This window comes from Marinobacter sp. (assembly GCF_040882185.1).
GTDB lineage: Bacteria > Pseudomonadota > Gammaproteobacteria > Pseudomonadales > Oleiphilaceae > Marinobacter.
In genome coordinates, this window is the sequence record NZ_JBBEBW010000026.1 from 1 (window position 1) to 23780 (window position 23780).

Below are 23780 nucleotides of genomic sequence, written 5' to 3' on the forward strand. Positions count from 1 at the left end.
TTCTGGCGAATTCTGGTCAGGCGGATAAGATGGGGTTCGTGGACCGCTTACGAAATTCGCTGCATTATTTTGCAAAGTCTCTCCACTCTGGAAACCGACCCATTATCAGTGGTCATACTGCGTTCTCCTAGTCGTAGTCACACTCTGGCGAACCCCATTCGCCGCCAACAGGACCTCCAACGGCGCCCTGGAGCCTGCGGTGCTTGATCCAGGCAATGGCGATTTGATCAAACAGTTCACAGGGTATCTGCAAACGAGTTCGTAATTTGGTCCAGTTGTCCTGTTCAACTAGGAGCCCCTGTGTGTTTTCGAGGTCGAGGAAGACGTCTTCGGGCTGTACTGGGTTGAACGTTAACTCATGGTACAGGTGGAATGTTGGCCCTGATGCTATGGAACATTTCGTACTCATTTTTACGCCTTTATAAAACAAGTTTTACATATGTAGAAGTACAAAACTGGCTTGTTTTTATTATTATATGAAATAGGAACGAGATGCAACTTGTCTGGGTGCGAAAGTTATTATCACACTTATGCTTTCCTGAGCTTAATATTTGTTTTATCACAGTGTTTTATTTTGTAAATACACTAGATTTCGACCATCGCCCAACATAGTCTATAGGAACAATCTTGCATCAGGTATTAACATGGATTTCAAATGTCGATCGGTTAAAATCAGCGACATCAGACTGGATTCATCGGTGTATTCCGTAAATCGATGTGTGGCAAATATCATCGAGCCCTGTTTTGATAAACTCGAATTGACGCCATTTGCCATCGAGCTCTTACTCGCCTCATCGCCACTCATTGGCTGGGAGTCAAAATCAAAAACAGTCCATGTTTTCGGGAATTTGCGCTCGTTGTATCTCGTCAGTCAGTTGGATAACACTCAGAAAGTTCCCGTTCTGTTGGTTCCCGAGAAAAGCATCTCAGATCCCACAATCTTCTCTATTCAATCCACGTTGCTCAGCCTTCTGAACCACTCAGTTGATCGTCGTGTTTTAACGGATTTGATCTCGCTGTTTTGGCAGGAGTTGGACACCAGTGATAACCGAGGGCAACTGTCACCGAGGTTCGTGAGTAAATCAGGTCTCGCGGAGGCTGCCGGGATTAATCGGCGCGATTTCCCAAGGCAGACCCAATATTACCATTCCAAATTTATGGCTTATCGGGAGGCGGATGAATGACTGATTCCAATTCTCCAGCTCTTCTATCGCCTGGGCTCGTGGCAGAGCTTGGCCTACGGCAAGACATAATTGGTGAGGCGTTGGTTAAACGCGCGCTTCGACTGCTGTGGCCATTTCTACAGCGCGTGAACAATGGGGTCTATCTGGAGGCCACATTCTCGATCGTTCTACAATGGATCGATGACGACGCGGTTTCTGATTCTAATAAACAAATCGCGCACCCTGCTGGTACCCGAGGACTGAAAACGGAATATCCGGTTCACGCGCTGTTGCTACACATTGGGGCGCAACGCACGCTATCCGAACAGTACCTTCATTTGTGCGCTCACGTTGTCTGGATTGCCCAGACATTGCAGGAAGCAATTAATTCAAACATTGCGGGTACAGGAAATACCAGCGGTGTTGCGGAAAACCGTCGAGAGGTTTGCAGGCGGATGCGCAAACTATCCGATAAAGCGCTCGGGTTTTTGCCGGACATACCGGATTCATCGAAGCATTTACATCAGCGACTCAAGCAATTCTCTCCTCGGGGTCAAGTCCGAGGACTTAATAAAACCTGTGAAATCCTTGAGCGCTCATCGGCGTACGCGCTCGCGCTCAGAGGCTCCCCGTTTCGCGATAGTTATCCCGGGGCCAAAAAGCGTCATGCCAGTATACCAAAGCAGTTCTGGGAGCGGAGCGTGGACTGTATCGATCCGGATGATCAGTACGCTGATGAGGAGGCGTTTACCATCCGATCTGAGGCTGAGCCCGATGGGATGAGTCCCCAGGCGTTGATCTGATCAGGTGCCGCGCCCGATGAAGTTCAGTCCCAGACCCGTCTGCTGATTAGTCACCGGCCTATCAAGGCGAGGTCTGGTGAATCGCTGGTGCAGCAGCACTTCCGCAGTCGATATGCTCATCGACACGCTGTGAAAAACGGGCAGATGACCCCGTCACAGTGGCGGAAATTAAGCTTTTTTGATTTACATGTTCTGATCGGGGCATTGCGTGAAAACGAAGCGGAAGATGCTTTTGTATCTATTTTTCTGGTGCTCTCTTTGCTCACAGGTTCCCCTGCGGAGCGGGTGCTGGAGTCCCAGCTGTATAGATCGACCACCGATATCCCCCGACAGCTCGATGCCGGTGCTCTGTGCTGTGTTCTCAGAGAACGGGTTTGGGTACGAGGTGTGTTGAGGCCTGATTATGCTAAATCGGCGCGGTCTGAGTGGTTGCGGTATGTCGAGGCAACCACGACGAAGCTGACGTTTCCAATTCCTGAGGAACTGATGTCGATCCTGGTGAGTCGACTCAAAGAACTGCCGTTGGATTTCAATCCCGGTAAACGGCGGCCGCTTTTCCCGCTTCGTGATGCGCCTATTCTCGAGGCTGTAAAGCGCTTTTTGTCAAAACTCAACGAGCGATACAAAACGCAATTCACTCTCCTGCGTATTCAACAAATACTTTTTAACCTGCTTATCGCTGGAGAGGGGGATCGGGTGGAGGCAGCGTTAATTACCGGGCAGATGCCGTCCACTGGCCAGGCGGCCTCGTTATACTACCACTGGGCCAAAAAATCAGATCTCATCCACACTTACAAGGAGGCCCTTGGAGGACTACCCGCACCTATTACATTCGAGTGGTCGGCACGATCAGGTGCCTCAACACTGGGGGTGGGGTCTGAGATCTGCCCAAAAACAAAACCGCTGCAGTTGTTGGCCAATGATCTCCAGGCGGCTATTGAGATTGCCAGACGAAACTGGGGTCATCAGGATGCCTGGATCGATTTTCATAACTGTTATATCCGCTATGTCATCGTAATGGTGTTGTTCGCAACGGGGCATCGCGCTGTTCAGGATCCCATCCCTTACGCTGAAGACGTCGATTGGGAGCGAGGCCTTGTCGTCATCAACGATAAATCCGGCGATCACATGCAGAAAGATCGACTGGTTCCGTTGGTCCCGACCTGCTTGTTGCAATTGGAAAAGTTCGTTCGACATAGAAACTGCATTTTGACTCGAATGCGCCTGCTCCTGAAAACTCCGGTTCGAAATGAGTTACCGTTTTTCTTTTTCCTCAGTGACGATTTGAAGCCGCAAAGCGTTCAACCAAAAACGCTCCAGGACCAGCTCAGCGATACCTATGACTTGCCACTGAATATCAACCGACATCTTCTCAGGAGTACGCTGCGCAAGCAGGGATTGCCGGGAACAGCCGTCGACGCTTTTATGGGGCATTGGTCGGATGGTCAAAACCCTTTTGACCGGTTCTCAGCCATGGACCCTCAGGTGTTCCTGTCCCAATGTTCCAAAGCGTTAGAAACGCTTTTCTCGGAGGCAGGTTGGCACGTGGTGGAGGGCCTGTCATGACGGAGTCGGTTATGTGGTCCGGTTGGTCGAGGGCTATGAAAAAGAAGAGCGAAAAGCTGGGTGACAAAGCGCGCTCGCATGAAAGGCATCGTAGGCGACGAAAGTGCTGGGTACACGCGCTTGAGATTCTGAAAACCGAGGCCCCTGGATTGTATTCTGGCGAGCAAAACGCTGACTATAACCCGACCGAAATGAATCAGTTGTTCGAAAAACTCAAGGGCCATGCGTCGAATCAGGATTATCGCGATCGCCACAATTACATAGTCGAGGGGCTTCACCGAGGTGCGCGCGAACTGGCCTGGCAGATCGAAGTGCCGAGTATGATTCAGATCTACCACTCGCCTAAGGCTCCCCTGTCCGTTCAGGGGCAGCGACAGGGTGTGAGTTACCGTCGTTTACTGACGATGTCTAATGAGCACTTCGGCGATATTCTGCTAGAGCCTGCATCGAGCGATTCAAAAACAGAATCACTGCAGGCGCGGGAAGCCGAGGCAGGGCGCCTTCTATTCTCGGCTATAACCCGAGGGGGCATTCTGAATGCCGGGTGGTTGACGGCACTTCCCGATGCGTTGCATCGAGGAGTCTGGGTTGACGAGAAGAGCATTTCGCTTGAATTGCAAATGTCGGATGTGGACAGCTATCGTTTCAAGGTCGATTTTTCCAAGTCGGAGAGCCGCAGGCGATGGTTCCCCGATCCTGTAACGGCCATGCTCCTTTTGAGGTGGTACAAAAAGTACGGAAGAGCGTGGCCTGAATCGAAAGGGCCGGTTTTTCGTCAAATAGACGTTTTGCTAGATGCGTACTTCCGATCTCTGTCTTTGCCCAAGACATTAGAACTGCCGAAGGTAGATCATAAAGGTGGTAGGCCAAGGATTTCTCGATGGCTGCAAGAACATGCGTGCCGGGAAGCTGCGAAAGATTTTCCAGGGTATCTGGTTCACTTTGCGTCGTCGTTGGAGGTAGGCGCCTCGGTTCCCAGAGAGGCTTGGCTTCGGTTACAAACCGGTTTGATTGCCAAAGACATCAGTCGGTCTTTGCCTGCAGATAACTCGGTGCCCAGCGTGACAATTGGAGGAGACCAGCCGTTACCGAGTAGTGAGCAATCTGGGCAAAGGGTTGCCAAAGACCATCAACAGACCCTCAACGCTTTGCGACTATGTTTGACGCATAGGCGCTATGACCTTGGGGCGGAAAGGTCGGTCCCGAACGCGATTGAGGCACTCAAACGCTTTGTCGCAGAGCCTAAATACAGATCTCCTATTCTGAGTCTGGTTGCGCATTGGTTACTGTCGAGGTTGCGCAGTGAATCAGCACTTAACGCAAAACGCATAAAGCCTGCTTCTGCATTGCGATATCTAGGAACCGTGGGAAGACCATTACTTGTTGCAAGTCTCCAGAACCCGGACGTTGAACACTATGATGCGGACGACTGGATCGAGCTCTACGAGAAAGCCATCTGTTTTGACCTGAGCTCGGAAAGCAAAGCGACTCGTCGCCAGCGCCTCTCGGAGTTCCATGCTTGGCTCGTTGGACATTATATGGTTCCGCCAGTCGATATTGTTGAAGAAGGGGTCTCAGTGCGAAACGTGGATGCAAACCTTCTTACACCCAGAGAATACACTCGGGCTAAGTCGTGGCTGATGGCCCTTGAAAATTCTCGTCAAAGTGTGATTTGTTCACTGGTGCTTACGATCGGGTTTCGTTGCGGGTTGCGTCGGCGTGAAGTCACTCACCTAAGACTGCAGGATCTCGAGGGGCTGGGGGAGCCGGGTTTCAATAAGCCGTCACTGAGGGTAATGAATCAAAGAGGCATGACGCACAAATCTCAGTCTGCAGTCCGTCGTTTGCCGATCTGGCTGCTTTTGATGGAGGCAGAAATAAATGAACTCAAACGCTGGCTACATACCCGGATAGCGGAGCTGGGGGGTTCCCTCCCGCCGAATGCCCTGTTGTTTTCCATGGAGGGACGGCCTGCTGAGATTATAAACGATACCTATGTGTTCAAGCCCGTTACCCGAGCCATGCGTACAGCCAGCGGTGACAACAATCTGCGCTTTCACCATAATCGGCACGCGTTTGCTACTTTTATGGGCTTGAGAATGCTTGAAAGCTACCCGGGGCAGTTTCTGCCAGATCCTTGGGTCACGGAAGACTCGGGCGAACCTCTTTTGCCCTATTGGGGAGAAGATTTTTCCCAACTGGCGTCGCTTGGTTCTGCGCAGTCGCCTACTCAAAAGCATCTATGGGAACTGTGTACCTGGTGTGGCCATCTGACACCTGGGGAAACCATGAGCTCCTACAGTCATTTATTTGATTGGGTGCTGCGCCGATATCTGGCAGAGCGACGAAACCCCGAGTTGACGTTGGCTCAACAAGCTCAGTTGGTAGGTGTCTCTGCGACTGGAATTGAAAGACTTCGTAATCGACACCACCTGCGTGGGACCCATCGCGCCGGTGATATTTTGGCAGCACTGGCTAATCGGTGGAAACCATTCGCGATCAAGGCCAGGCTTGAAAAACGTGTTCTGGCGACCGCTCCTGAATTTGAAGAGTCTGATCGTAACGCTGCCACGGGCACATCGCCACTGGTTCTCTATGAGATGCTAAAGAACCTCGAAAAACTGTTTGAGCGCGATACCGAACCATATCTGAAAATTGCGGACACTTATGCCCTGCCTGAGCGGCTTGTGCGTGAATGGGCCTCCCGGGCAGAACTTTTATCTCAGGCGCAGACGTACAGAAAAACGCCAATCCTAAGGTTTTATCGGACGCTGCCTCGTAAACCTCGGGTGTTACCCAAGTCCCGACCGGACCATGCGCCGTCGTCTGAAATTTTTATAGCGCCGCCAAGAGAAAAAGATTTGCGCGCAAGAAGTGAGCAACTTTATAAACGTTTGGTCGAGCTTTTCGAGAATGATCCGGATCTGGTATTAGGAATGCTGTCCTCTTCACTGAAGGCGTTTCAACGCACAAAGGTGGCGCTCAAATTCGAAGACCTCGAGGATAGGCGGAAGTTTTTGACGATCCTCGATTCGGTGGGGCTAAAAAGCTGGACATTTGTTCACTTGAAGTTGGCGCCGGGAATGGACGAGCAGCGCGCAAAGACCCATTGGAGTGATGTTTTTGATGTGGATAAATCACGGATAAAGATCAAACGTGGACCCGAGGACGAAGTGAAGCCATTTCCTTTAGGTTCGGCGCACCCTGATTTTTTTGCCGACAAAACGGGGCTGCGGAGCACTTGGACGGTCGTGAAGTTCGTTTTGGCCGCCGCCATCATCATGTTGCCATCGATAGAAATGTCTGGGGGTGTCTTGTAGAAGGAATGAACCCCTGGCGGCCGAAGGGCCGGCAGGGGTGTTTGTCAGGCGATATCTGGCAGGAGTATGTGCTCTTCAATGAATGCGTACTGGCGACCGCCAAAGCGGAGGATCAGGAGTAGGGCATACAAGCGCTGATAGAGACCCGGCACCTGAGTGCCACTTCCTGCCGAAAGTGTCAGAAAAGCCAGGATATCTCCTCTTTCAGACTGAAGGATGACGCTCATTATCGATGCATCGGGTTGGGTTTCAGTTAAAAGGATCTTCACAACAACAAAGATACCTATCTCGTGAGACGCCTGTTTGAGCATTGCGAAACGGTTCATAGATCCATCTCCCACCGATTAAGTGCCTTCTCCAGCTCGACGATCAGAAACGCCAAAGCTTGACGGGTTGGACTGAGACCGTGGTGGAGCAACTGGGAATGGACCCAGGTTACCAGCGCCTCATCGTTTGAGCGCTCTGTTCCTGTCCCCAGGCAAAACACCAGTTGCTTGCCTGATTGAATTCGAAGCGCAAGCCCAAGAGAGGCGGAGAGCTTGTGAACGGAGTCTGAGTTTAATACACGCACGTCATGATTGGTCTGGACCAATTTCAGATCAGGTTTCATCGCTCACCTCCAAGGGTTTGCTGTCGAATTCGGTAATTAAAAGCCGCTCAAAAGCTGAGCCATCACGCCGGGTCAGGTTGGGCACATAACGCGAGTACACCCGGAACAACATTTCGGTCGTGGTGTGTCCCATCTGGCGAGCGATCCATTCCGGATTCTCACCCGCGGCGAGCCAGAGAGTCGCTGCGGTGTGCCGAGTCTGGTAAGGGCGACGTTTTCGCAAACCGAGGTGACGGAGCAGGGGATACCAGACTCGTTTGGTGACGTTGTTGTGGCAAAGTGGGCCACCAGTCCTGGTGCAGAATACGAAGGCCTGTTTACCTGTTGCGCGTTTTTGATCCTGAAGGGCAGCGGCCACCAGCTGGGACATTTCGATGGTACGGAATGAACCATCATTTTTTGTGTATTCCAGCCGACCTTGAACCAATGCTTGGCGAACCAAAATCTGACGACGCTTGAAATCCACATGCTCCCAGTTAAGCCCATCAATTTCACCGGTTCGCATCCCGGTAAAGAATCGGACGACGTAGTAGTTCCTGAAATCGGGCCGTACGGTATCGATGATCTGTTTCACTTCTTCGATTCTGAACGGCTCCACATCCGTCCTCGGCACCTTCAGTGATTTAATCCCGTGATAGGGTGAGCTAAACTCAAAGCGGTTGGCTGCTTCGCTAAGGATCATGCGCAATGGCGTGATGATTCGGTTGATACGACTGGCTGAAAGACTTTTTCCGCTCCGGGTTGTAACTTTGGCGAGTGAGGCCCGGAATTCGAGAATGTCTTTTTTGGTGATGCGGCCAACCTCTTTTTCCCCGAAATAGGGGTTGAGGTAGTTTTTCAATGTTCCCTCCACTGTCGAAATGTGTGACTGGCGCCACTGGATTTTCATTTCGTCGAGCCAGTCTTTCGAGAAGGCTTCGAACAGCGGTGTGTCGTGTGCCTCCCTGGCTCGCTGGACTTCCGCCTGTTTGGTGAACTTCTGTGCCAAAGAGCTGTTTGGGAAATAGCGGTGGTACTCGAAAGTTCCCAGAGTGATTTCTGCTTCAATCCGTTTAAGGATGGTCTCGAGTTTTTTGCGGTTAGCAGATGTGCTATCCAACGTTGTCTGTTCTCTGCAGCGCTTGCCTGCATATCGGAAATCGAAAAATAGTTTGCCCGTTTCGGGGCGTTCTACGATTTTACCCACGGCACATACCTCCTCCGGCCATTGGCACAGCGAAGGCATGGCTGCTGGAGTGATTGAGCATGTCCTGCTCGATGACGTTCCAGATGTAGAGGATCTTCCGGCCGCCAAATGGGCGGAAGTAATGCACACCCTCGAGTAGTACTGAGTCTTTAAGACGTTCACGGATAGTCCGTGTGTCGTACTTGATCCGCTCCGCCAGTTCTTCAGTGGTGAGATATTCCTGTGACATAAGAAAGCTCCTTTGCTATCTTCGAGTGCTGGAGGACATACCGCATTTCTAGCGCCTCAAAATGTCCTCCTGTAGATCATTATGCACTCATTAGGACCTTAAGCAAGTCTTTTTGAGCTCCTGCGGGTTAATTTGTTCTTTGGTGGGCCAAATGATTAAGTGCCATCTGTCCAGACTGATGGGTGAGAAGAAGCTCAAGATTGTTGATGTGGCTAGGGAGACTGGTTTAAACAGAGGCACTGTAACCAGGCTCTACCATGAGACTGCGAATCGAGTTGATTTAGAGGTAGTTGAAGGGCTGTGCCGGTATTTCAGTTGTCAGGTTGGAGACCTCTTCGAGTTCGTTGATCAACCAGATGGAGGTAATAGTCGTTTTGATAAAACGCCGTGAGATTGCTGGGTAAACGTCAGCGGTCTCGGCTTATCTTCGCAGAAGGATTGTCTTTTTAAATCTATCCAACGCCATGGCGAAAATGAGTTTTAGGACACAGTTCTGAGGCTTCCACCAATATGGGGATATGGAGTGGTAATGGAACCGACGCAGTACTACGAAATAGCGAGAAGGACCTCAGTCATTAGATGGCACGTAGAGGAACAATCCTGGATAGCTCCACTTGGTTTGCTCGGAGAGCTTGGATCTCTGGCTACGGTATTAAAAAGGAAGATTCGGGATCGTTTTGCGAGCACCCGATATGACACCCATATGTCTGAGGAATTGGCCGACCTTCTGTGGTACGCGGTGACAATTGCTGACCACCATAGTTTCTTCTTAAAGGAGTGGCCAACTCCCAATTCTACCCGGGGACTGTTTGAGAAAATAGTTCGTCTCGAGAACAAGATATCCAGCTATTTGGTCGAGTCTGTTGCGGGGCCAATCAGTACTGAAAGGGCTGCTGAACTTCTTTCCAACATTTTTACCGAGTTGGCCAACTCCGCAGCTTCGTTGGGCCTATCTATGGATGCCGTGGCTGGGGTGTCTGTTTCTAAAATTGAATCTCACTGGTTGCCAGACTCCTCAAGGCCTGCGGAGCAGTTCGATAGGGGGTTTCCCGCGCATGAGCAACTACCAAGGCAGTTTAGTGTTGATTTTCTAGAAATACCTCACGACGAGGGCCCCCATGAGCTCATCGTTTCTATGAATAATGTGCATTTAGGCGATCGTCTCACGGATAATAATCACCGCGTCGATGGTTACAGATACCATGACATTTTTCACTTGGCCGCAGCCTGCTATTTAGGTTGGTCTCCCGTCTTCCGGCGAATGCTCAAGCGAAAAAGGAAAAGCGATCCAGAAAAAGATAATGTGCAAGATGGAGGGCGCGCTGCGATTCTCGAAGAGGCAATAGTTGGACAAATTTTTGCATATGCTAGGCAAAATAAATTTTTGGCAGGAATGGATAGGGTCGACGCGGATTTGATTAAACTAATTCAGGCGTTGGTCGAAGATTACGAAGTCTCGAGTACCGAGCCATGGGAGTGGCAAGAGTACATTGTTGAGTCCGTCGCGATGTTCCGTAAGATACGGAACGGATTCACCGGCCAGATAGTTTTCAATGCTGATTTACGCAAAATGTGGATCAAGACTGAAACTAGTGAACATTAGGCTTCCACCAATCTTCATTGGCAACCTACGCAAACAACTTTAAGCTTTTTTGCTCAAAAGAGAACGTTTCCTGAGTCGTTCTATCAATTATGCTGCGTTGGAATTCGGAAACTCTGGCATTGATACCCCATTTCGGTGGGTACCAAGGAAGGTTGAGCGAAGGCGTTGTGGGTTGAAACTTTTGTTTGATTCTTGACCTGCCAGTTCTTCCAATAATTTCAGGATGTTTCACTCGCGCATACTTATCTACTTCGCAAAATAAATTTTGACAATCGATAAGCTGCAACGGACGTCCCCATAGCGACTCAAAGGGTAGGTTTAGGCGGTCAAAGTTTGCCTCTTGTTCTTCAGACATCATTCTAATGATATCGATCTCGCTGTAGTCACCAAAATCAGTGAAACATTTCCTGATTCCGTCTCTAGCTCCTGGTCCCGGGATCACGAATTCTTGCTCAGAATAATCGAAATGGGCCGAGTAGTTTAGGTCTGTAATATACTGGTATGCGAGAAAAGGCCCAATTGATGGCAATGAAAGAAGAAGTTCATAACCCTCTTTCATCGATTTGGCATGGCTGATTTGGCTGAAGAAACCATTTTTTTCCAGGGATTTTAAAAGCTCTAGGTGAAATCGATGTTTGCTTCCAGTGCGCACTCCATTGGAAGAAGCGCCAGAGGGCATTATGTATGCTGCAGAATAGATCGATCTCTTGCTGGCCTTGGCCGCTTCAAGCAGACGGCTGTATTCGGGGACATTAAATGTATTGAGCGATATTTCCTTCTCTAGACCGCTTTCAAGCAACTCCCAAGTTTCGATCTTGTTAAATATCTTGAACAGTAGCGTTCGGAAGATCGTGTTTTCAGCATCGAAAGAGCCTGAATAAAGGACATTTTTGATTAGGTATTGGCTGACTCGATCCGACGCACGATAGGCATTAGTGAACTTGTGGGCCCGTAAAATTGGATCGTTCGTCCATGGCCCGATCTCGCCGACCACACGTTTGTTGAAAACAGTCTGCCGCTCAGTTGCGAATTTCCAGTATGAATCGAAAACCACAGACGCTTTTGGACGGCGCTTCCTGATTATTGATAAGGGGGCTGCCACATTTTTTCGTAGCGCTGTGCTTTTCATGAGTTACCTCAGAGCTTGAATACAATGCGTTCATGATAGTACAATTATAATAACAAATATTATTGTTAATAACAAAATGTCGCGAACGAAGAAAGACTCTGAATTAATGGGCGCCATGTGCGCGAGGTTGAGATACTTGGCTCAGGAAATCCTATGCTTGAGTGACAAGGTTGTGGCGTCGAGGATGGGCTACAGCAATACCACCACTCTATGGCGTGTCTGGCAGGGTAAAACATTTCCGGATCCTGAGAAGCTTTTTAGACTGGCAGAGTTGCGTTCTCCCGGTGGACAGAGTCCCTGCCTACACTGGATTATTACTGGTGAGGGGGAGCCATTGCTTAGTGACGTAGGCTATCCCTCGAGTGTTGGCTCCCGTGCTTTTCTACAGGACAAAATTAGAGTCCTTCCATTGAGCAAAGTTGAGTCTCTTATCAGTCTTCTGGCTGACTAAAGAACATCCTCGGTAAAATCGAAATACTCCTCTTGAATCGCCCGGGTATAGCCGACGCTCAGCTTCGGCAGGCTCTATATTTGTCAGGCAGCCTTCTAGCTAAATAGGTAATCAGATTCACGCACAACGAATCACAGCCGGGCAAAGAAATCTTTAAAGGCTAAGCTAGAGGGGGGCAGGTCAAAAGTTGCATGCTACGTAACGTCCTGGCTTGATTGTTTCAGCACTAGGGTACAGGGGATAGCTTGCTTTATAGTGATGTCTCCGAGAAGGTTGGAGTGAATATTCAGTCGAGGTTATTTGAAATGGAAAAAGGTGTTAGCAATATATTCATCAGTCACCATCACAAGGATGATGCGAGTGTAGATGGATTTACCTCGCTATTAGGGGCTAGGAATTACTGGGTTAGAAATAGCTCAATCAGGGTGAAGCCTGAGAACCAACGCCGCATCGAAGAGAAAAAGGTTAGTGACGCAACGATTAGGCGATTGCTGCGCCGTAAGCTCCGCTGGGCCAGAAAGCTCGTTGTGATTGTCGGAAAAGAAACCCATCAGCGTGACTGGGTTAATTGGGAGATAAAAATTGCTCACCAGATGGGCAAAGAAGTAATCGGCGTTTATGAACATGGGCTAAAAGATAAAGTTGAGATTCCAGAAAATTTAGCTGAGTACGGCAAGGCCATAGTCCCTTGGCGTGGTGACCTCATTAAAGAGGCGTTAGAGGGTAAAGGCGACTTTTTGAAACCCACAGGTGAGGCTTTTCCCAAAGGAGTAGGAGCTAACGTTTTATGCTAATTGATCAGAACTCGCGTCTCTACATTTATGCTATAACTCGAGACTATGGCTTTGCGCCAAATCCATTCTTCGGTGTGTGTACACTCGCCACATGTAAACCACGAATTAGAAAGCAAGCTCGGGTGGGGGACTGGATTCTCGGAGTGGGAGGCGCTGAGCTTCAAGAGCATTCAAGAAAAGCGATTTTTTTAATGAGAGTTTCTGAAAAAACGACATTCCAAAACTATTGGAATGATTCTCGATTCGCTAACAAAAAACCTCTTCGGAATGGGAGTAAGGTCCGGATGGTTGGCGATAATATCTATCACAAGGATATGCATGGAGATTGGTTGCAAGAGGACTCTCATCACAGCAATGCGGATGGAACTGTAAATCAGTCCAACCTAAAGCGAGATACTGGAGAAACGAGCTTAGTTTTAATATCTGATTATTTTATTTATTTCGGTTCCAAATCAAGGGAAATTGACCTGACGCTCCTAGACTACAAGCGCATCAGAGATTATAGGAAACTTGAGCTGAATAAAAACCCCGTTGCGTTTGAATATTTTCAAGAGTTCTTGGATTCTAATAGCAGTTTGGTAAATATGATTATGGCAGACCCGTGTGACTTTGAAAGCTCCTCTGCAAGAGTCGATCAGAAGACTGGAGCCGTGACGTGATTAGAGAAATGTAAATTTTATCTTAGTCGAAGCGATCTTCTACTTATCGCTAAACTTCAGCAGTGTTTTTAGACGCTAAATGGACATTGTCTTATGGACTATGAGTTTCTCTCACCGTTAACAATAAGTTTTATTTGGCATCCCTTTGATAGGGATGCCGTCGATCCAATTGTTGACCAAGTTAGAGGCTCGTTTGCGAGAGATGCTAGCCGTCCGTTCTCGCGATCATTAAATATCCCATTGTTTTTTTATAGCTCTTTATCACCCAACACGCCTCCACAAAACCTGCCCGTGAGCTTAGCTTCAAAAAACTTAATTTTTGTGTTTACAAGTGTAAACACAATGGGCTTTGAGCGATGGACCGAATATGTCGAAAAGCTTGGTAAGAAATCCGGGCTTGTGGCTGTGCCAGTGGCAATTGACCGGGAAGGGCTCTCCCACGAAGGAAGCCTCGCAGGGGTTAATTGCCTCAGAGCATTCGATTGGGCTGGCCCCCATTACAAAGCAAAGGCGTTGGTTGCGTTGTCTCATGAAGTTTATCGTTTCGGATTCGCCAAGCCAGACATTAAAAAAAAAGGCAAAGATTCTTCTATTACGTTGTTTTTAAGCCATGCGAAGCGTGGCGGGACTGGGCTAAGAATAGCCCAAGCGATAAAAGAATTGATCGATGAGAGCAATTTAAAGCGATTCTTTGACGCGACAGAAATTGCGCCTGGCTTCTCGTTCTCAGCGGAGATCGAAAGGCATATTCCCGAATCCACACTGATTGCTATATCGAGTGATGAATACTCCTCGCGATATTGGTGTCAGAGAGAAGTGCTTTATGCGAAGCGATGCCAGCGTCCGATCGTGGTGGTGGATTGTTTGGAGGATTACGAGGACCGAGTTTTTCCAGCTTCTTCAAATGTTCCTTGTGTGCATGTGTCTCCGGACGAAAGCTTCTCCAAAAGGGATATCTTAAGAATTCTCAATGTTGCAATACTTGAGACAATAAGGCATGAATTTGCTTTGCAATCCTTACAGTTTTGCCAAAAGCAGGGCTGGATTCCCGCCGATTGTTTAATATCACCTCGGCCACCTGAAGTTCGCCAAGTGCTATCTCTGGCCGATTCGAGACCAGTATCTATTTGTTATCCAGAACCGCCGATTTATGAGCAAGAGGGTGACTGGCTATCTGGCCTAAACTGTAAAGCATTTACGCCTCTTTGGAACGAGGAAGATAGAGATTGCTTCAAGAGCTTGAGAGCTGGGATATCTATTTCAGAAGTTTTGGGCGATGGATTTTCAATGCATCATCTACACGGTGATCAGCTGATTAGGCTAGCACAAGATGTTGCGCGGCACTTGTTATCACGTAGCGCAATTCTTCTGTACGGGGGCGATCTTCGGAAGAATGGGTTTACTGAGTTTGTCCTTGATGAAGCTGGCATCTTGAAGGACCGCCTTCCGATGAGTGAGCCCCTTGTTGAAAACCACTTGGCCTGGCCGCTTTACGTATCTTCGGCTGACATCGTTGCTTGGCGTGCGAGGCATCGAAACGTCATGCTAACGGTTCAACATGACGTCCCTGAAGATGTCGCTTTGGGAATCGATAAAGAGAAATTCTTGGAACCTCATTCGGGATCGAATCGGTTTGTCTGGTCTCGCTGTCTGACTGAGATGCGCGAAAAGTCAGTTAGCTCAAGCGATATCCGAATATTTGCTGGAGGCAAGACTTGCGCCTACTTGGGCAAAATGCCAGGAGTCCTAGAAGAATTCTTGATAGCAATGCGCCATAAAAAACCAACCTTCCTCCTCGGTGGTTTTGGAGGTGTCGTTGCTGAAATATGTGAGCTTCTTGAGACAGGCAAAGGTTCTGGTGTTTTTGATGAACAGTGGCAGGTTGCAAACAATGCTGGTTATCAGGAGCTTCAAAGTGTTGCATCTCGTTATCGACTGGAGGCGGACTATTCATCAATTGTGAACTCTATTGTTGGTCTAGACTTGGCTGAGATTTCATTGAGATCTGGGCTAGAAAAAAGCGAATATCTTCGGTTAATGAAATCTCCGTTTCCTGATGAATGTGTCCATCTGGTATTGAAGGGGCTGAGGGATCTTGACGTAGTGTAAGCCTCCCTGTTTTAGCTGCACTGGTGATCACAGTTTGCCGCCCATTAGTGTTTCGCTAGATTGCCCTTAATCACTGGGGAACAGGTCAGGGCGTCGAATTTAATATGGTCTGTAAAGAAAAATAGGTTCAAACTAGTGCTTGAAGGAGTTGGGTTAATGAGCGACAGGAAAAACTGCCGCTCATGCAACGTGGTGAAATTAGCTATTTCACCAGCGTCAAGTTAGGTTTGAATTTGTGAGAAAAATTGCTTTGCGAATTACCACTCAAAGCATTCAGCATCAAACCGAATGTAAGCTCATTCAGTTCTTCCGGTTCAATTAATAGCTCCTTGGCAACATCACTTTTTGAGATACCATCATTGCGAAGGCTGGAAAAAACCTTCTTGAGCACCTGCGATGTTTCGAATGGCGAGGGTTCAGGTTCGTGATCCCGGCCTAATTTAGCCAAGTCAATACACAGTGTTCGATAGGTCCAGTCCGATGTTAAATTCAGGGAATGAAGCCGGTAATTAAGGGCCGCTGCAGAGACGTTCCAGTATTTCTTATGAGAGATAAGGCTCTTTAACGTCGCTGTTCTTGGGGCATTTGCCAGCACACTTCTTCTAGGCATTAGAAACGCTGATGCAAAAGCGTTAGCTTCCTTCTCTGCTTCTTGACCTTGTGGTGCGCCGTGTCGGTGCATTACCAAATGGCCCAATTCGTGTGCGGCATCAAACCGGCATCGTTCCGCTGTTTTCTTTGTGTTGAGAAATACAAAAGGAATATCGTCATACCACATGGAGAAGGCATCGACTTCCCTAGCATCAACGGATAGAGAAAATACACGCACGCCCTTGGATTCAAGTAAAGCGATCATGCTTTTAATTGGAAGCTCGCCTAAATCCCAGTATCGGCGCAGCATTTCGGACGCGGCTTCAGGATCATTTTTCTGCCCGACACCTGGATATTGGTCACCCTCAGATGATCGTTGGCCAGCGTCAGTTTTTGAATCTACATTCGACGCAATTCTGTAATCCTCAGGAAAGTCGGGTGAAGGCAAATCAAACTTGCCATCGATCCAGCGGTTCAAGAGAAGTGCCACAGCACCCGCCGATAGAGCAATATCCCTTTTAGAAGCTGTCATTTTGGTAAGCGCACGAAAGCTCGCCACCTCGACGGGGAGCTCTTCTACGTCATCAGCAAAGAAGAATTCGACCGGAAACCTGAGCGCGTTCGCGATCTTTTCGATTGTGTGGCTTTCAGGCACGGTCTGACCGCTCTCATAAGCAGTGATTGACCGGTCTGTCACACTAACTACCTTTGCCAATGCTCGCTTTGTAAGGCCTCTGCGCTTTCTCGCGAGGGCAAAACGAGTATTGTTGAACATGCTATGCCTTTTTCTTAATGGGTACTTCTATATCCGGCAAGTCTGGGAGTTCGATTTCGACTGAATCATCATCTAGCGGCATACTCGGCAGAACAATCCGTTCCTTCCAACCATTGATTTTTCCGCTGGAAATACTGGATGGAAGGGAGAGCTCGCAGCGTACTTCGTTGGCAGCCAAGTGCATCAAAAGTACCCAAGTCGTAAGCCCTTGGGCTTCCTCTATCGCTTGCAACAACTCACTGAACATATCCAACTGATTGTTGGCCTCAATCGCTTCAGCAGTATTAATTCCCTTCGGACACTTATTTGAAGGCGTCGGCCCAACCATACCGGTTGCATCATCTCCGGTGGTGACAACGATAGCCAAGCCCTCTTTTTCGTTCACCGTAAGCTCATAGTTGCCTTTATCTGATTTAATCCACCCCTCAGGCCTTAGCTGTTCCCGTAATACGGCAACGGTTTCTGCCCACATGATGATCCCGCGAGAGATACTCGGATGATTGGCCGTAGTGCGAGATCTTGCCAGGTATCCCTGCCAGACGGATTCTCTAAGGACAGGTAACCGAATCCCAAGTTGGGACAGTCGATCTATAGCATTCTCTTCAGTGTGTAAAAGGTTGTGCATGAGGTTGCCTCCAGGGCGGAACTCTAGTCTTCCTGTTTTTATACCTCAAATGAGGTTAAAAAACAAGAAGAGTAATGGCGTGATGGAACTAGACAGCCTGCCAGAGCCGGGAGATCTCGTTGAGGGGGCATCGAATATTTCGAGCCGGATTGAGTAGCTACAGAGAAGTTCTCACTGGTCTACCAAAGGCGTAGGCCGGGCATTTACATTGGGGCTATGGTAGCTCTATATTGCCCTCATAAACGTTCGGAGCCCTAACAGAGGGACTTTTTCCGATGGTTTTTTGTGTCCAAGTTAGGGGTTTGCGGTTTCCATGCAAAGGTCAGTTATTTCGGGCGGAGAAAAACGTCCCGAAAGCCGTGGACACACCATGGACACAATTTGGACACAGACAAATAAAAAAGGCCTGCGTTCTCACGCAAGCCTTTGAAATATATGGTGCGCCCGAGAGGATTCGAACCTCTGACCTCTGCCTCCGGAGGGCAGCGCTCTATCCAGCTGAGCTACGGGCGCGTCAAATGGATGCTGCTGCATCCATTTCGAGTGCGCAATCTTACGTGCGAAGGGGTTGCCTGTCCAGCCCCTCAGCGGTTGTTTCTTAACGTGGATAGAGCCGTTCCGGGGTGATAGCGACCAGGGTACTTTCGTTGCCAATGCTGATTTCCCCATCCTGAATTGTGCACTGCAGGCTCATGTTGCGCTCGGCCAGTTTGGCGAGTTCTTCGGTCGCATCAGGGGGTAGGTTGATGATGTTCAGGTTGTTGAAACGGCTGAGTTTGCTCTGGTGCTTTTCCCACCATACTGGCACGCCGCGGCCGCCGTAGGTATAAAGGATAACTTTGCGGGCGCGGCTGCAGGCTTTGCGTAAACGGCTCTCGTCCGGCAGGCCAAGTTCTATCCAGAGCTCGATCTCGTCACTCAGGCTCTTCTGCCACAGGTCTGGCTCGTCGTCGGTGCTGATGCCTTTGGTAAATTCCAGGTTTTCACTGGCGTTCAGAAGAAAGGCCAGAAGACGAATCATCATGCGTTCGTCGTTCTCCGAGGGGTGTCGTGCCAGCGTTAGCTGGTGATCGCCATAGTAGTGTCGGTCCATATCGGCGATATTGAGTGTCGCCTTGAAGATGGTGGCCTTGAGCGCCATAGGGCTTCCTGCAATGGGGTGAATCTGTTTATTTGAGCTAGTGTAAAGCAATTGATGGGGCGAGCAGAGTATAACGCTTATGGTGATGTTGCGCGGTTTTCTGGTTTTGATGATGTTCTTCCTGTTGGGGGAGACTTTGCGGGTGCTTTTCGGGTTGCCGGTGAGTGCGGGTGTGTTGGGTATGATCCTGATTGCGGGTTTTCTGATGTTGTGGGGGCGGGTCAGCGACAGTCTGGCGGTGGCCAGTGAGTCATTCATCTCGGTGTTGGTGTTGTTGATTATGCCGGGCGTAGTGGGAGTGTTTTTTCTGGCAGATGCTTTTGCGGGTATGTGGCTGGCGATCGGTGTGGCGTTATTGCTGGGCACCTTTCTCAGTGTGCTGACGACTCTGCTGCTGATGCGACATTTCGCCCCCGCAGACGCGGAGGATAAAGCTGTTGAGTGAATTGACGGAAAGATTCGATGTTCTGGTCCAGACGTTATTGCAAAGTCCCTCCCTGGCCATTGCTTTGACGCTGGCGGCTTATTTTGCAGGTATTTATCTTTTCCGCGTCTTTGGTAGCCCGGTCTGGACGCCGCCGATACTGATATCAGCCACGCTGCTGGCAGGCACCCTGGCGCTGGCAGGCGTTGATTATGATATTTACCGGGGACAAGCCCAGTGGTTGACTGTGTTGCTCGGCCCCGCCACCGTTGCGCTGGGTGTACCGTTGTATCAGCAAATGCATCACATTCGCGCCTTGTGGCGCCCCATCCTGTTTACCTTGCCACTGGCGGCCACACTGGCGGCACTTTATGCGCTAGGGCTGGCGGCTATGTTTGGAGCCTCCCCTGAAGTGCTGGCTTCACTGGCGCCCAAATCGGTTACGGCGCCGATTGCCATCGGCATCACTCAGCAACTGGGTGGTTCCGTTCCGCTGATGATGGGCGGTCTGCTGGTGACGGGGGTGGTGGCTACCCTCTGTGTTGATTTCCTGGGGCGATGGCTGAACATCGCTGATGAGCGTATTCTGGGCTTGGCACTGGGGCTGAACGGTCACGCTATTGGCACGGCCCGGGCCTTCGAGATCAGCCCGGCTGCGGGTGCATTCGCGTCCCTCGGAATGGGGCTTACCGGTATTTTTACAGCGCTGATGTTGCCTTTGGCTTTTCGGCTCTCTCTATGAAATTGCTTTTAGTTACATCAAAACACTTGAATTCTTGCATGCGAATGACAATAATTATCAGTACATTTCATGGGGCCAGTGAATTTTCCTATGTACGTATGTCTTTGCAAGGGCGTAACAGACCATCAGATTCGCGACGCAGCGGAAAACGGCTGTCAGTCAATGCGCCAGCTTGGCAAAGATCTGGGGGTAGGGCGCCAGTGTGGTCGTTGTGCCTGTATGGCCCGGGAAATCCTGCGTGAAGCACAGCCCCAGGACTATATGAATCTTGCCAACTTACTGGCCCAGCCCGCCTGATTACCCCTCTCAGACCTAAGGAGCCTCTGATTAACTCCTAGATCGCTCAGAAAGCCCCGAAGGGCGCGCTCTGAAGGCTGCATCTGCGGCGTTGCGACTCTTGCCAAGGGTTACGGCCATTGGCGGCGAGCCGCGCCTTGCACCTACAGCCTTCAGAGCGCGCAGAGACGATTCAGGAGTTAATCAGAGGCTCCCTGAGTTCATCTACAGTCCAGATAGAGTAAAGAGTACCCTTCATTTGTGTCCTGCTCTCATATGTGAATCATTCACCGGCGCGATTTTTTATCGCGACGAATAGGGCTATCCTTGTGAAAATATCCGAATAATTAGGGAGAAACGGTCATGAAAGGCGATAAAAAAGTCATCCAGTATCTCAATAAAGTGCTTGGCAACGAACTGACAGCGATCAACCAATATTTCCTGCACTCGCGCATGTACAAGGATTGGGGCATCACCAAGCTTGCGGCAAAGGAATACGAAGAATCCATTGACGAAATGAAGCATGCGGACCAATTGATCGAACGCATTCTGTTTCTCGAAGGTCTTCCAAATTTGCAGGATCTCAACAAATTGTTGATTGGTGAAAATGTTAAGGAAATGATTGAGTGCGATCTTAACCTGGAAATGATCGCCCACAAGGATTTGAAAGAAGCGGTTATTCATTGTGAGACCGTAAAAGACTTCACCAGTCGAGAGCTGTTCAGAGGTATTCTCGACAGTGAGGAAGAGCATATTGACTGGCTCGAAACCCAGCTCGATATGATCGAGAGAATGGGCCTCGAGAATTATATCCAGCTACAGTCGTCAGCCGCTGAATAAGCAGTCGCCAGCGAAGGGTGTGCGGCTCACGCCCTTTACCGGCCCGATTTGACTTGCCGCGATGTCTTACATAACCCTCACATCCAGTCAGATGCTTAAGCAGGTACAATGCTGGCACGCTTTTTTTATGGCATTTCTCGGTACCCTCTATAACGTTCCACCGTACCAAAGGACCTCAAAAGGAGATTGTGATGGATCTGTCCTGCTTCAAAGCCTATGACCTGCGTGGTCGTGTACCTGACCAATTGAATCCTAAGCTGGCCGAGTTGATCGGACGGGCGTATGTAGAGATCACCGGCGCCCGCAAGGTCATTGTCGGCTATGACATCCGGCTGTCCTGTCCTGAAATCACTGAAGCGCTGAGCTCTGGGTTGATGGCGGCCGGTGCAGACGTGTTCGATATCGGCCTGTGCGGTACTGAGCAAGTGTATTTCGCCACGTCTCATTACGGCATGGACGGCGGCATCATGGTGACTGCCAGCCATAACCCCCGTGATCACAATGGCATGAAGATGGTGGGGCCGGAATCCCGCCCGATCAGTTCCGATAATGGCCTGAATGCCATTCGTGACCGTGTCCTGGAGCCTTTTTCCGATGCCGCCAGGCAAGGGCGCTATGAAACGCTTGAAGTCCAGGCAGCCTATATTGATCACTTGCTCGGTTATATCGACGCCGGGTCACTGAAACCGCTGAAAATTGTGGTTAATGCGGGCAACGGTGGGGCTGGCGTGGTGGTGGATGCATTAGAGCCACACCTGCCGTTTGAGTATATCCGTTTGCATCATGAACCAGACGGCCACTTCCCCAACGGTGTACCAAATCCGATACTGGAAGAAAATCGCGCTGTAACCGCAGACGCGGTGATCGCCAACAAGGCCGCCATGGGGATTGCCTGGGACGGAGATTATGATCGCTGTTTCTTTTTTGACGAGAATGGCCGGTTTATTGAAGGTTATTACATTGTCGGCCTGCTGGCAGACCAGTTCCTGCGTAAGGCGGGCGGTGGCAAAGTTATCCACGATCCTCGGCTGATCTGGAATACTCAGGATCTGGTAGAAGCCGCCGGTGGTACGGCGATTGAAAGTAAGACGGGCCATGCCTTTATAAAGCAGCGGATGCGCGACGAGGACGCCCTTTATGGGGGTGAAATGAGCGCCCACCATTACTTCCGGGATTTTGCCTATTGCGACAGCGGGATGATTCCCTGGTTGCTGATTGCCGAGCGGCTTTGCCAGTCCGGCCAGACTCTGTCATCGTTGATTGATGCCCGTATCGAGGCTTACCCGGCCAGTGGTGAAATTAACCGGACGATCGATGACCCTGCCAAGGTGATTGCTGCGATTGAGGCGACTTATGGGCCTGATGCGAAGTCCGTTAGCCATGTTGATGGCCTAAGTGTGGAGTTTGCTGACTGGCGCTTTAATCTGCGGATGTCCAACACCGAACCGGTTGTGCGTCTGAATGTGGAATCCCGTGCCGATATCCCGCTTATGAAGGCGAAAACAGCACAGCTGCTTGCGGAAATGGACCGTTTGAATCAGGCCTGAAAGATGGCAGGGCGACTGTCGAACTAGTCGCTCCGCTCTAACACTGAGGTTAAAGCCAGTCGTTGAGCATTATGCCAATTCCAATTCGCTGTATGCGATGGTTGTAGTCGATCAAGCTTTCACCGTACCCGTTGTAATACTGAATATAGCCCTTCAGGGCATCTCCTAATGGAAAGCTGTAACCAAGCTCGACGGACGTTCGGTTATCCGATGATTTCAGATTGTTTCTCAGCTTGAGAGAAATAGTCTTGTCTTCGGTCAGCTTGTAAACAGCCCAGTAATCCGCATAACCGAGGTAGCTTTCGATGTCCGGGTTGTCATCGTCACTCTCTGGTAGACGGTACCAGGGGGATACAATGAACAGCCAGCGGTCATAGCTGTAGGTGACCGTGCTCAGGATCCGGTTCCAGCTTCTTGATTCGGGTTCGGAGCGTCCATTTGACTGATGATTGAAGCCCAGCGCAACCGTATTGAAAGTGCCCGGCCCGAAATCCAGATTAGCCTCATACCTCAGAAACAGTTCGGGTTGGTAAGTGGTCTCACGGAAGGGCGCAGAGTTGTCGGTGTTGTATATCTGCCAGAACGAGAGCTGGGTGTAGCCGAACCAGAAGGTGGTGCGGTTATCGAAGATGCCGGTCAGCAATGGTACTTTGAAGCTTATTTGATATTTGGCTTCCTCATTGTCCAGCGGATCATCGTAGTTCGTTGTACCGGTCCGCGGGCTGAAAGGCGTCTGGTTAGGCTCGTGCGCCCATGTCGCTGGCATTAGATACATGGGGCGATGGGAAACAAAACCCCCGGAAAAAGAAAACAGCGCTTTTTCCGCGGCGACATAACGGTTAACCAGGGATTTCATGAAACCCGACTCGTGATCCTGTTCGGCTTCACCCAAAGGTGAGCGTTCGTCGGATTCAGCCGCCAGTCGAGTGTGCCCGTTCTCATCGGTCTGAAGCATTTCGGTGGCGGTTTCAGTGGCTTCAATTTCCTGCTCGCTGGCAGCTTCCCGGGCTAGCTGCGGATCAGAGTTGGCATCGTAGCAGGCAAGCCGCTTGACACCGTCCTCTATCAGCGCGCAGTCTCGTGGGCTGATATCGCCTTGCTCAGAGGTTTGTGCCTGGCTGTAAGCTCCGGTTGGAGTTATCAAAACAGCCGTAAAGAGCAACCAGCTTCGGGTCAGAATCATGACGGTATCCAGTT

Annotated in this window: 24 protein-coding genes and 1 tRNA gene; 14 read left to right on the forward strand and 11 right to left on the reverse strand. The window is 49.8% G+C overall.

From position 1 onward, the window contains the following. Positions 1-127 precede the first annotated feature (127 nt). Positions 128-409 (reverse strand): hypothetical protein, encoded by a 282-nt coding sequence (locus tag WEB64_RS13790; protein WP_368065651.1) that lies wholly within the window; start codon positions 407-409, stop codon positions 128-130. A gap of 235 nt (positions 410-644) precedes the next feature. Between WEB64_RS13790 and WEB64_RS13795 the strand changes: the two genes are divergently transcribed. The 4 genes from WEB64_RS13795 (at position 645) to WEB64_RS13810 (ending at position 6852) form a co-directional block, all read left to right on the forward strand. Continuing rightward, complete coding sequence (locus tag WEB64_RS13795; protein ID WP_368065652.1) at positions 645-1184, forward strand: hypothetical protein; 540 nt, start codon at positions 645-647, stop codon at positions 1182-1184. Then, positions 1181-1966 (forward strand): hypothetical protein, encoded by a 786-nt coding sequence (locus WEB64_RS13800; protein WP_368065653.1) that lies wholly within the window; start codon positions 1181-1183, stop codon positions 1964-1966. The genes WEB64_RS13795 and WEB64_RS13800 overlap by 4 nt, the downstream gene beginning before the upstream one ends. A 144-nt stretch (positions 1967-2110) precedes the next feature. Next, the gene (locus tag WEB64_RS13805; RefSeq protein ID WP_368065654.1) at positions 2111-3532 is read left to right on the forward strand and encodes a hypothetical protein; all 1422 of its coding nucleotides are present in this window, start codon (positions 2111-2113) and stop codon (positions 3530-3532) included. A 200-nt stretch (positions 3533-3732) separates the two neighbouring features. Then, positions 3733-6852: a hypothetical protein gene (locus WEB64_RS13810; protein WP_368065655.1), complete on the forward strand. Its 3120-nt coding sequence runs from the start codon at positions 3733-3735 to the stop codon at positions 6850-6852. A 44-nt stretch (positions 6853-6896) separates the two neighbouring features. Here WEB64_RS13810 and WEB64_RS13815 read toward each other — a convergent pair whose 3' ends face one another. The 4 genes from WEB64_RS13815 to WEB64_RS13830 are packed head-to-tail and all read right to left on the reverse strand — an operon-like array spanning position 6897 to position 8877. After that, positions 6897-7178, reverse strand: coding sequence for a hypothetical protein (locus WEB64_RS13815; protein ID WP_368059418.1), 282 nt, complete (start codon positions 7176-7178; stop codon positions 6897-6899). Then, a complete protein-coding gene (locus WEB64_RS13820; RefSeq protein ID WP_368059420.1) occupies positions 7175-7462 on the reverse strand; it encodes a hypothetical protein in 288 nt (95 codons plus the stop codon). Before WEB64_RS13820 ends, WEB64_RS13815 begins: the two co-directional genes overlap by 4 nt. Further along, entirely contained in the window at positions 7452-8648 is a 1197-nt protein-coding gene (locus WEB64_RS13825; RefSeq protein ID WP_368059422.1) for a DUF3596 domain-containing protein, read from the reverse strand. The genes WEB64_RS13820 and WEB64_RS13825 overlap by 11 nt, the downstream gene beginning before the upstream one ends. After that, positions 8641-8877, reverse strand: a complete 237-nt coding sequence (locus WEB64_RS13830; protein WP_368059424.1) for a hypothetical protein — start codon at positions 8875-8877, stop codon at positions 8641-8643. The genes WEB64_RS13825 and WEB64_RS13830 overlap by 8 nt, the downstream gene beginning before the upstream one ends. 151 nt (positions 8878-9028) lie before the next feature. Here WEB64_RS13830 and WEB64_RS13835 point away from each other — a divergent pair, with 151 nt between their 5' ends. After that, positions 9029-9268 carry a helix-turn-helix domain-containing protein gene (locus WEB64_RS13835; protein WP_368059426.1) on the forward strand — a complete coding sequence of 80 codons (240 nt, stop codon included), beginning with the start codon at positions 9029-9031 and terminating at the stop codon, positions 9266-9268. A gap of 312 nt (positions 9269-9580) precedes the next feature. Next, complete coding sequence (locus WEB64_RS13840; protein ID WP_368065656.1) at positions 9581-10480, forward strand: hypothetical protein; 900 nt, start codon at positions 9581-9583, stop codon at positions 10478-10480. Between the two features lie 25 nt (positions 10481-10505). Here the strand turns inward: WEB64_RS13840 and WEB64_RS13845 are convergent, their stop codons facing one another. Then, entirely contained in the window at positions 10506-11609 is a 1104-nt protein-coding gene (locus WEB64_RS13845; protein WP_368059430.1) for a nucleotide kinase domain-containing protein, read from the reverse strand. Between the two features lie 696 nt (positions 11610-12305). Here WEB64_RS13845 and WEB64_RS13850 point away from each other — a divergent pair. The 3 genes from WEB64_RS13850 (at position 12306) to WEB64_RS13860 (ending at position 15622) form a co-directional block, all read left to right on the forward strand. Then, on the forward strand, positions 12306-12854 hold the full coding sequence (locus WEB64_RS13850; protein WP_368059432.1) for a TIR domain-containing protein: 549 nt from the start codon (positions 12306-12308) through the stop codon (positions 12852-12854). Next, a complete protein-coding gene (locus WEB64_RS13855; protein WP_368059434.1) occupies positions 12848-13513 on the forward strand; it encodes a hypothetical protein in 666 nt (221 codons plus the stop codon). Before WEB64_RS13850 ends, WEB64_RS13855 begins: the two co-directional genes overlap by 7 nt. A gap of 93 nt (positions 13514-13606) precedes the next feature. Beyond that, positions 13607-15622: a TIR domain-containing protein gene (locus tag WEB64_RS13860; protein WP_368059436.1), complete on the forward strand. Its 2016-nt coding sequence runs from the start codon at positions 13607-13609 to the stop codon at positions 15620-15622. Positions 15623-15824: 202 nt separating this feature from the next. Here WEB64_RS13860 and WEB64_RS13865 read toward each other — a convergent pair whose 3' ends face one another. From WEB64_RS13865 to WEB64_RS13880, 4 genes are all read right to left on the reverse strand, one after another. Then, positions 15825-16988 carry a helix-turn-helix domain-containing protein gene (locus WEB64_RS13865; protein ID WP_368059438.1) on the reverse strand — a complete coding sequence of 388 codons (1164 nt, stop codon included), beginning with the start codon at positions 16986-16988 and terminating at the stop codon, positions 15825-15827. Between the two features lies 1 nt (position 16989). After that, positions 16990-17460 (reverse strand): hypothetical protein, encoded by a 471-nt coding sequence (locus WEB64_RS13870; RefSeq protein WP_368059440.1) that lies wholly within the window; start codon positions 17458-17460, stop codon positions 16990-16992. A 589-nt stretch (positions 17461-18049) separates the two neighbouring features. After that, positions 18050-18126: transfer RNA gene (locus WEB64_RS13875), tRNA-Arg, on the reverse strand. 85 nt (positions 18127-18211) lie between these two features. Then, positions 18212-18754: a YaeQ family protein gene (locus tag WEB64_RS13880; protein WP_368059442.1), complete on the reverse strand. Its 543-nt coding sequence runs from the start codon at positions 18752-18754 to the stop codon at positions 18212-18214. Between the two features lie 79 nt (positions 18755-18833). On the opposite strand from WEB64_RS13880, the gene WEB64_RS13885 reads away from it, so the two are divergent. The 5 genes from WEB64_RS13885 to WEB64_RS13905 all read left to right on the forward strand — a co-directional run bounded on the left by WEB64_RS13885 (position 18834) and on the right by WEB64_RS13905 (position 22583). After that, entirely contained in the window at positions 18834-19199 is a 366-nt protein-coding gene (locus WEB64_RS13885) for a CidA/LrgA family protein (protein WP_368059443.1), read from the forward strand. After that, positions 19189-19920, forward strand: coding sequence for an LrgB family protein (locus WEB64_RS13890; RefSeq protein WP_368059447.1), 732 nt, complete (start codon positions 19189-19191; stop codon positions 19918-19920). Before WEB64_RS13885 ends, WEB64_RS13890 begins: the two co-directional genes overlap by 11 nt. Positions 19921-20010: 90 nt before the next feature. Then, entirely contained in the window at positions 20011-20217 is a 207-nt protein-coding gene (locus tag WEB64_RS13895) for a bacterioferritin-associated ferredoxin (RefSeq protein WP_368059445.1), read from the forward strand. 342 nt (positions 20218-20559) lie between these two features. Continuing rightward, complete coding sequence (gene bfr, locus WEB64_RS13900; protein WP_368061507.1) at positions 20560-21036, forward strand: bacterioferritin; 477 nt, start codon at positions 20560-20562, stop codon at positions 21034-21036. A gap of 191 nt (positions 21037-21227) precedes the next feature. Then, positions 21228-22583, forward strand: coding sequence for a phosphomannomutase (locus WEB64_RS13905; protein ID WP_368061508.1), 1356 nt, complete (start codon positions 21228-21230; stop codon positions 22581-22583). Positions 22584-22632: 49 nt separating this feature from the next. Here WEB64_RS13905 and WEB64_RS13910 read toward each other — a convergent pair whose 3' ends face one another. After that, complete coding sequence (locus tag WEB64_RS13910) at positions 22633-23766, reverse strand: phospholipase A (RefSeq protein ID WP_368061509.1); 1134 nt, start codon at positions 23764-23766, stop codon at positions 22633-22635. Positions 23767-23780: the final 14 nt, after the last annotated feature.

Bases quoted from the DNA above. Each gene is read 5' to 3' on its own strand.
- WEB64_RS13895 (WP_368059445.1), top strand. From the start codon at position 20,011: ATGTACGTATGTCTTTGCAAGGGCGTAACAGACCATCAGATTCGCGAC.
- WEB64_RS13830 (WP_368059424.1), bottom strand. From the start codon at position 8,877: ATGTCACAGGAATATCTCACCACTGAAGAACTGGCGGAGCGGATCAAG.
- WEB64_RS13795 (WP_368065652.1), top strand. From the start codon at position 645: ATGGATTTCAAATGTCGATCGGTTAAAATCAGCGACATCAGACTGGAT.
- WEB64_RS13790 (WP_368065651.1), bottom strand. From the start codon at position 409: ATGAGTACGAAATGTTCCATAGCATCAGGGCCAACATTCCACCTGTAC.
- WEB64_RS13815 (WP_368059418.1), bottom strand. From the start codon at position 7,178: ATGAACCGTTTCGCAATGCTCAAACAGGCGTCTCACGAGATAGGTATC.
- WEB64_RS13885 (WP_368059443.1), top strand. From the start codon at position 18,834: ATGGTGATGTTGCGCGGTTTTCTGGTTTTGATGATGTTCTTCCTGTTG.
- WEB64_RS13910 (WP_368061509.1), bottom strand. From the start codon at position 23,766: ATGATTCTGACCCGAAGCTGGTTGCTCTTTACGGCTGTTTTGATAACT.
- WEB64_RS13835 (WP_368059426.1), top strand. From the start codon at position 9,029: ATGATTAAGTGCCATCTGTCCAGACTGATGGGTGAGAAGAAGCTCAAG.
- WEB64_RS13805 (WP_368065654.1), top strand. From the start codon at position 2,111: ATGACCCCGTCACAGTGGCGGAAATTAAGCTTTTTTGATTTACATGTT.
- WEB64_RS13855 (WP_368059434.1), top strand. From the start codon at position 12,848: ATGCTAATTGATCAGAACTCGCGTCTCTACATTTATGCTATAACTCGA.
- WEB64_RS13880 (WP_368059442.1), bottom strand. From the start codon at position 18,754: ATGGCGCTCAAGGCCACCATCTTCAAGGCGACACTCAATATCGCCGAT.
- WEB64_RS13840 (WP_368065656.1), top strand. From the start codon at position 9,581: ATGTCTGAGGAATTGGCCGACCTTCTGTGGTACGCGGTGACAATTGCT.
- WEB64_RS13865 (WP_368059438.1), bottom strand. From the start codon at position 16,988: ATGTTCAACAATACTCGTTTTGCCCTCGCGAGAAAGCGCAGAGGCCTT.
- WEB64_RS13800 (WP_368065653.1), top strand. From the start codon at position 1,181: ATGACTGATTCCAATTCTCCAGCTCTTCTATCGCCTGGGCTCGTGGCA.
- WEB64_RS13845 (WP_368059430.1), bottom strand. From the start codon at position 11,609: ATGAAAAGCACAGCGCTACGAAAAAATGTGGCAGCCCCCTTATCAATA.
- WEB64_RS13860 (WP_368059436.1), top strand. From the start codon at position 13,607: ATGGACTATGAGTTTCTCTCACCGTTAACAATAAGTTTTATTTGGCAT.
- WEB64_RS13870 (WP_368059440.1), bottom strand. From the start codon at position 17,460: ATGTGGGCAGAAACCGTTGCCGTATTACGGGAACAGCTAAGGCCTGAG.
- WEB64_RS13905 (WP_368061508.1), top strand. From the start codon at position 21,228: ATGGATCTGTCCTGCTTCAAAGCCTATGACCTGCGTGGTCGTGTACCT.
- WEB64_RS13820 (WP_368059420.1), bottom strand. From the start codon at position 7,462: ATGAAACCTGATCTGAAATTGGTCCAGACCAATCATGACGTGCGTGTA.
- bfr (WP_368061507.1), top strand. From the start codon at position 20,560: ATGAAAGGCGATAAAAAAGTCATCCAGTATCTCAATAAAGTGCTTGGC.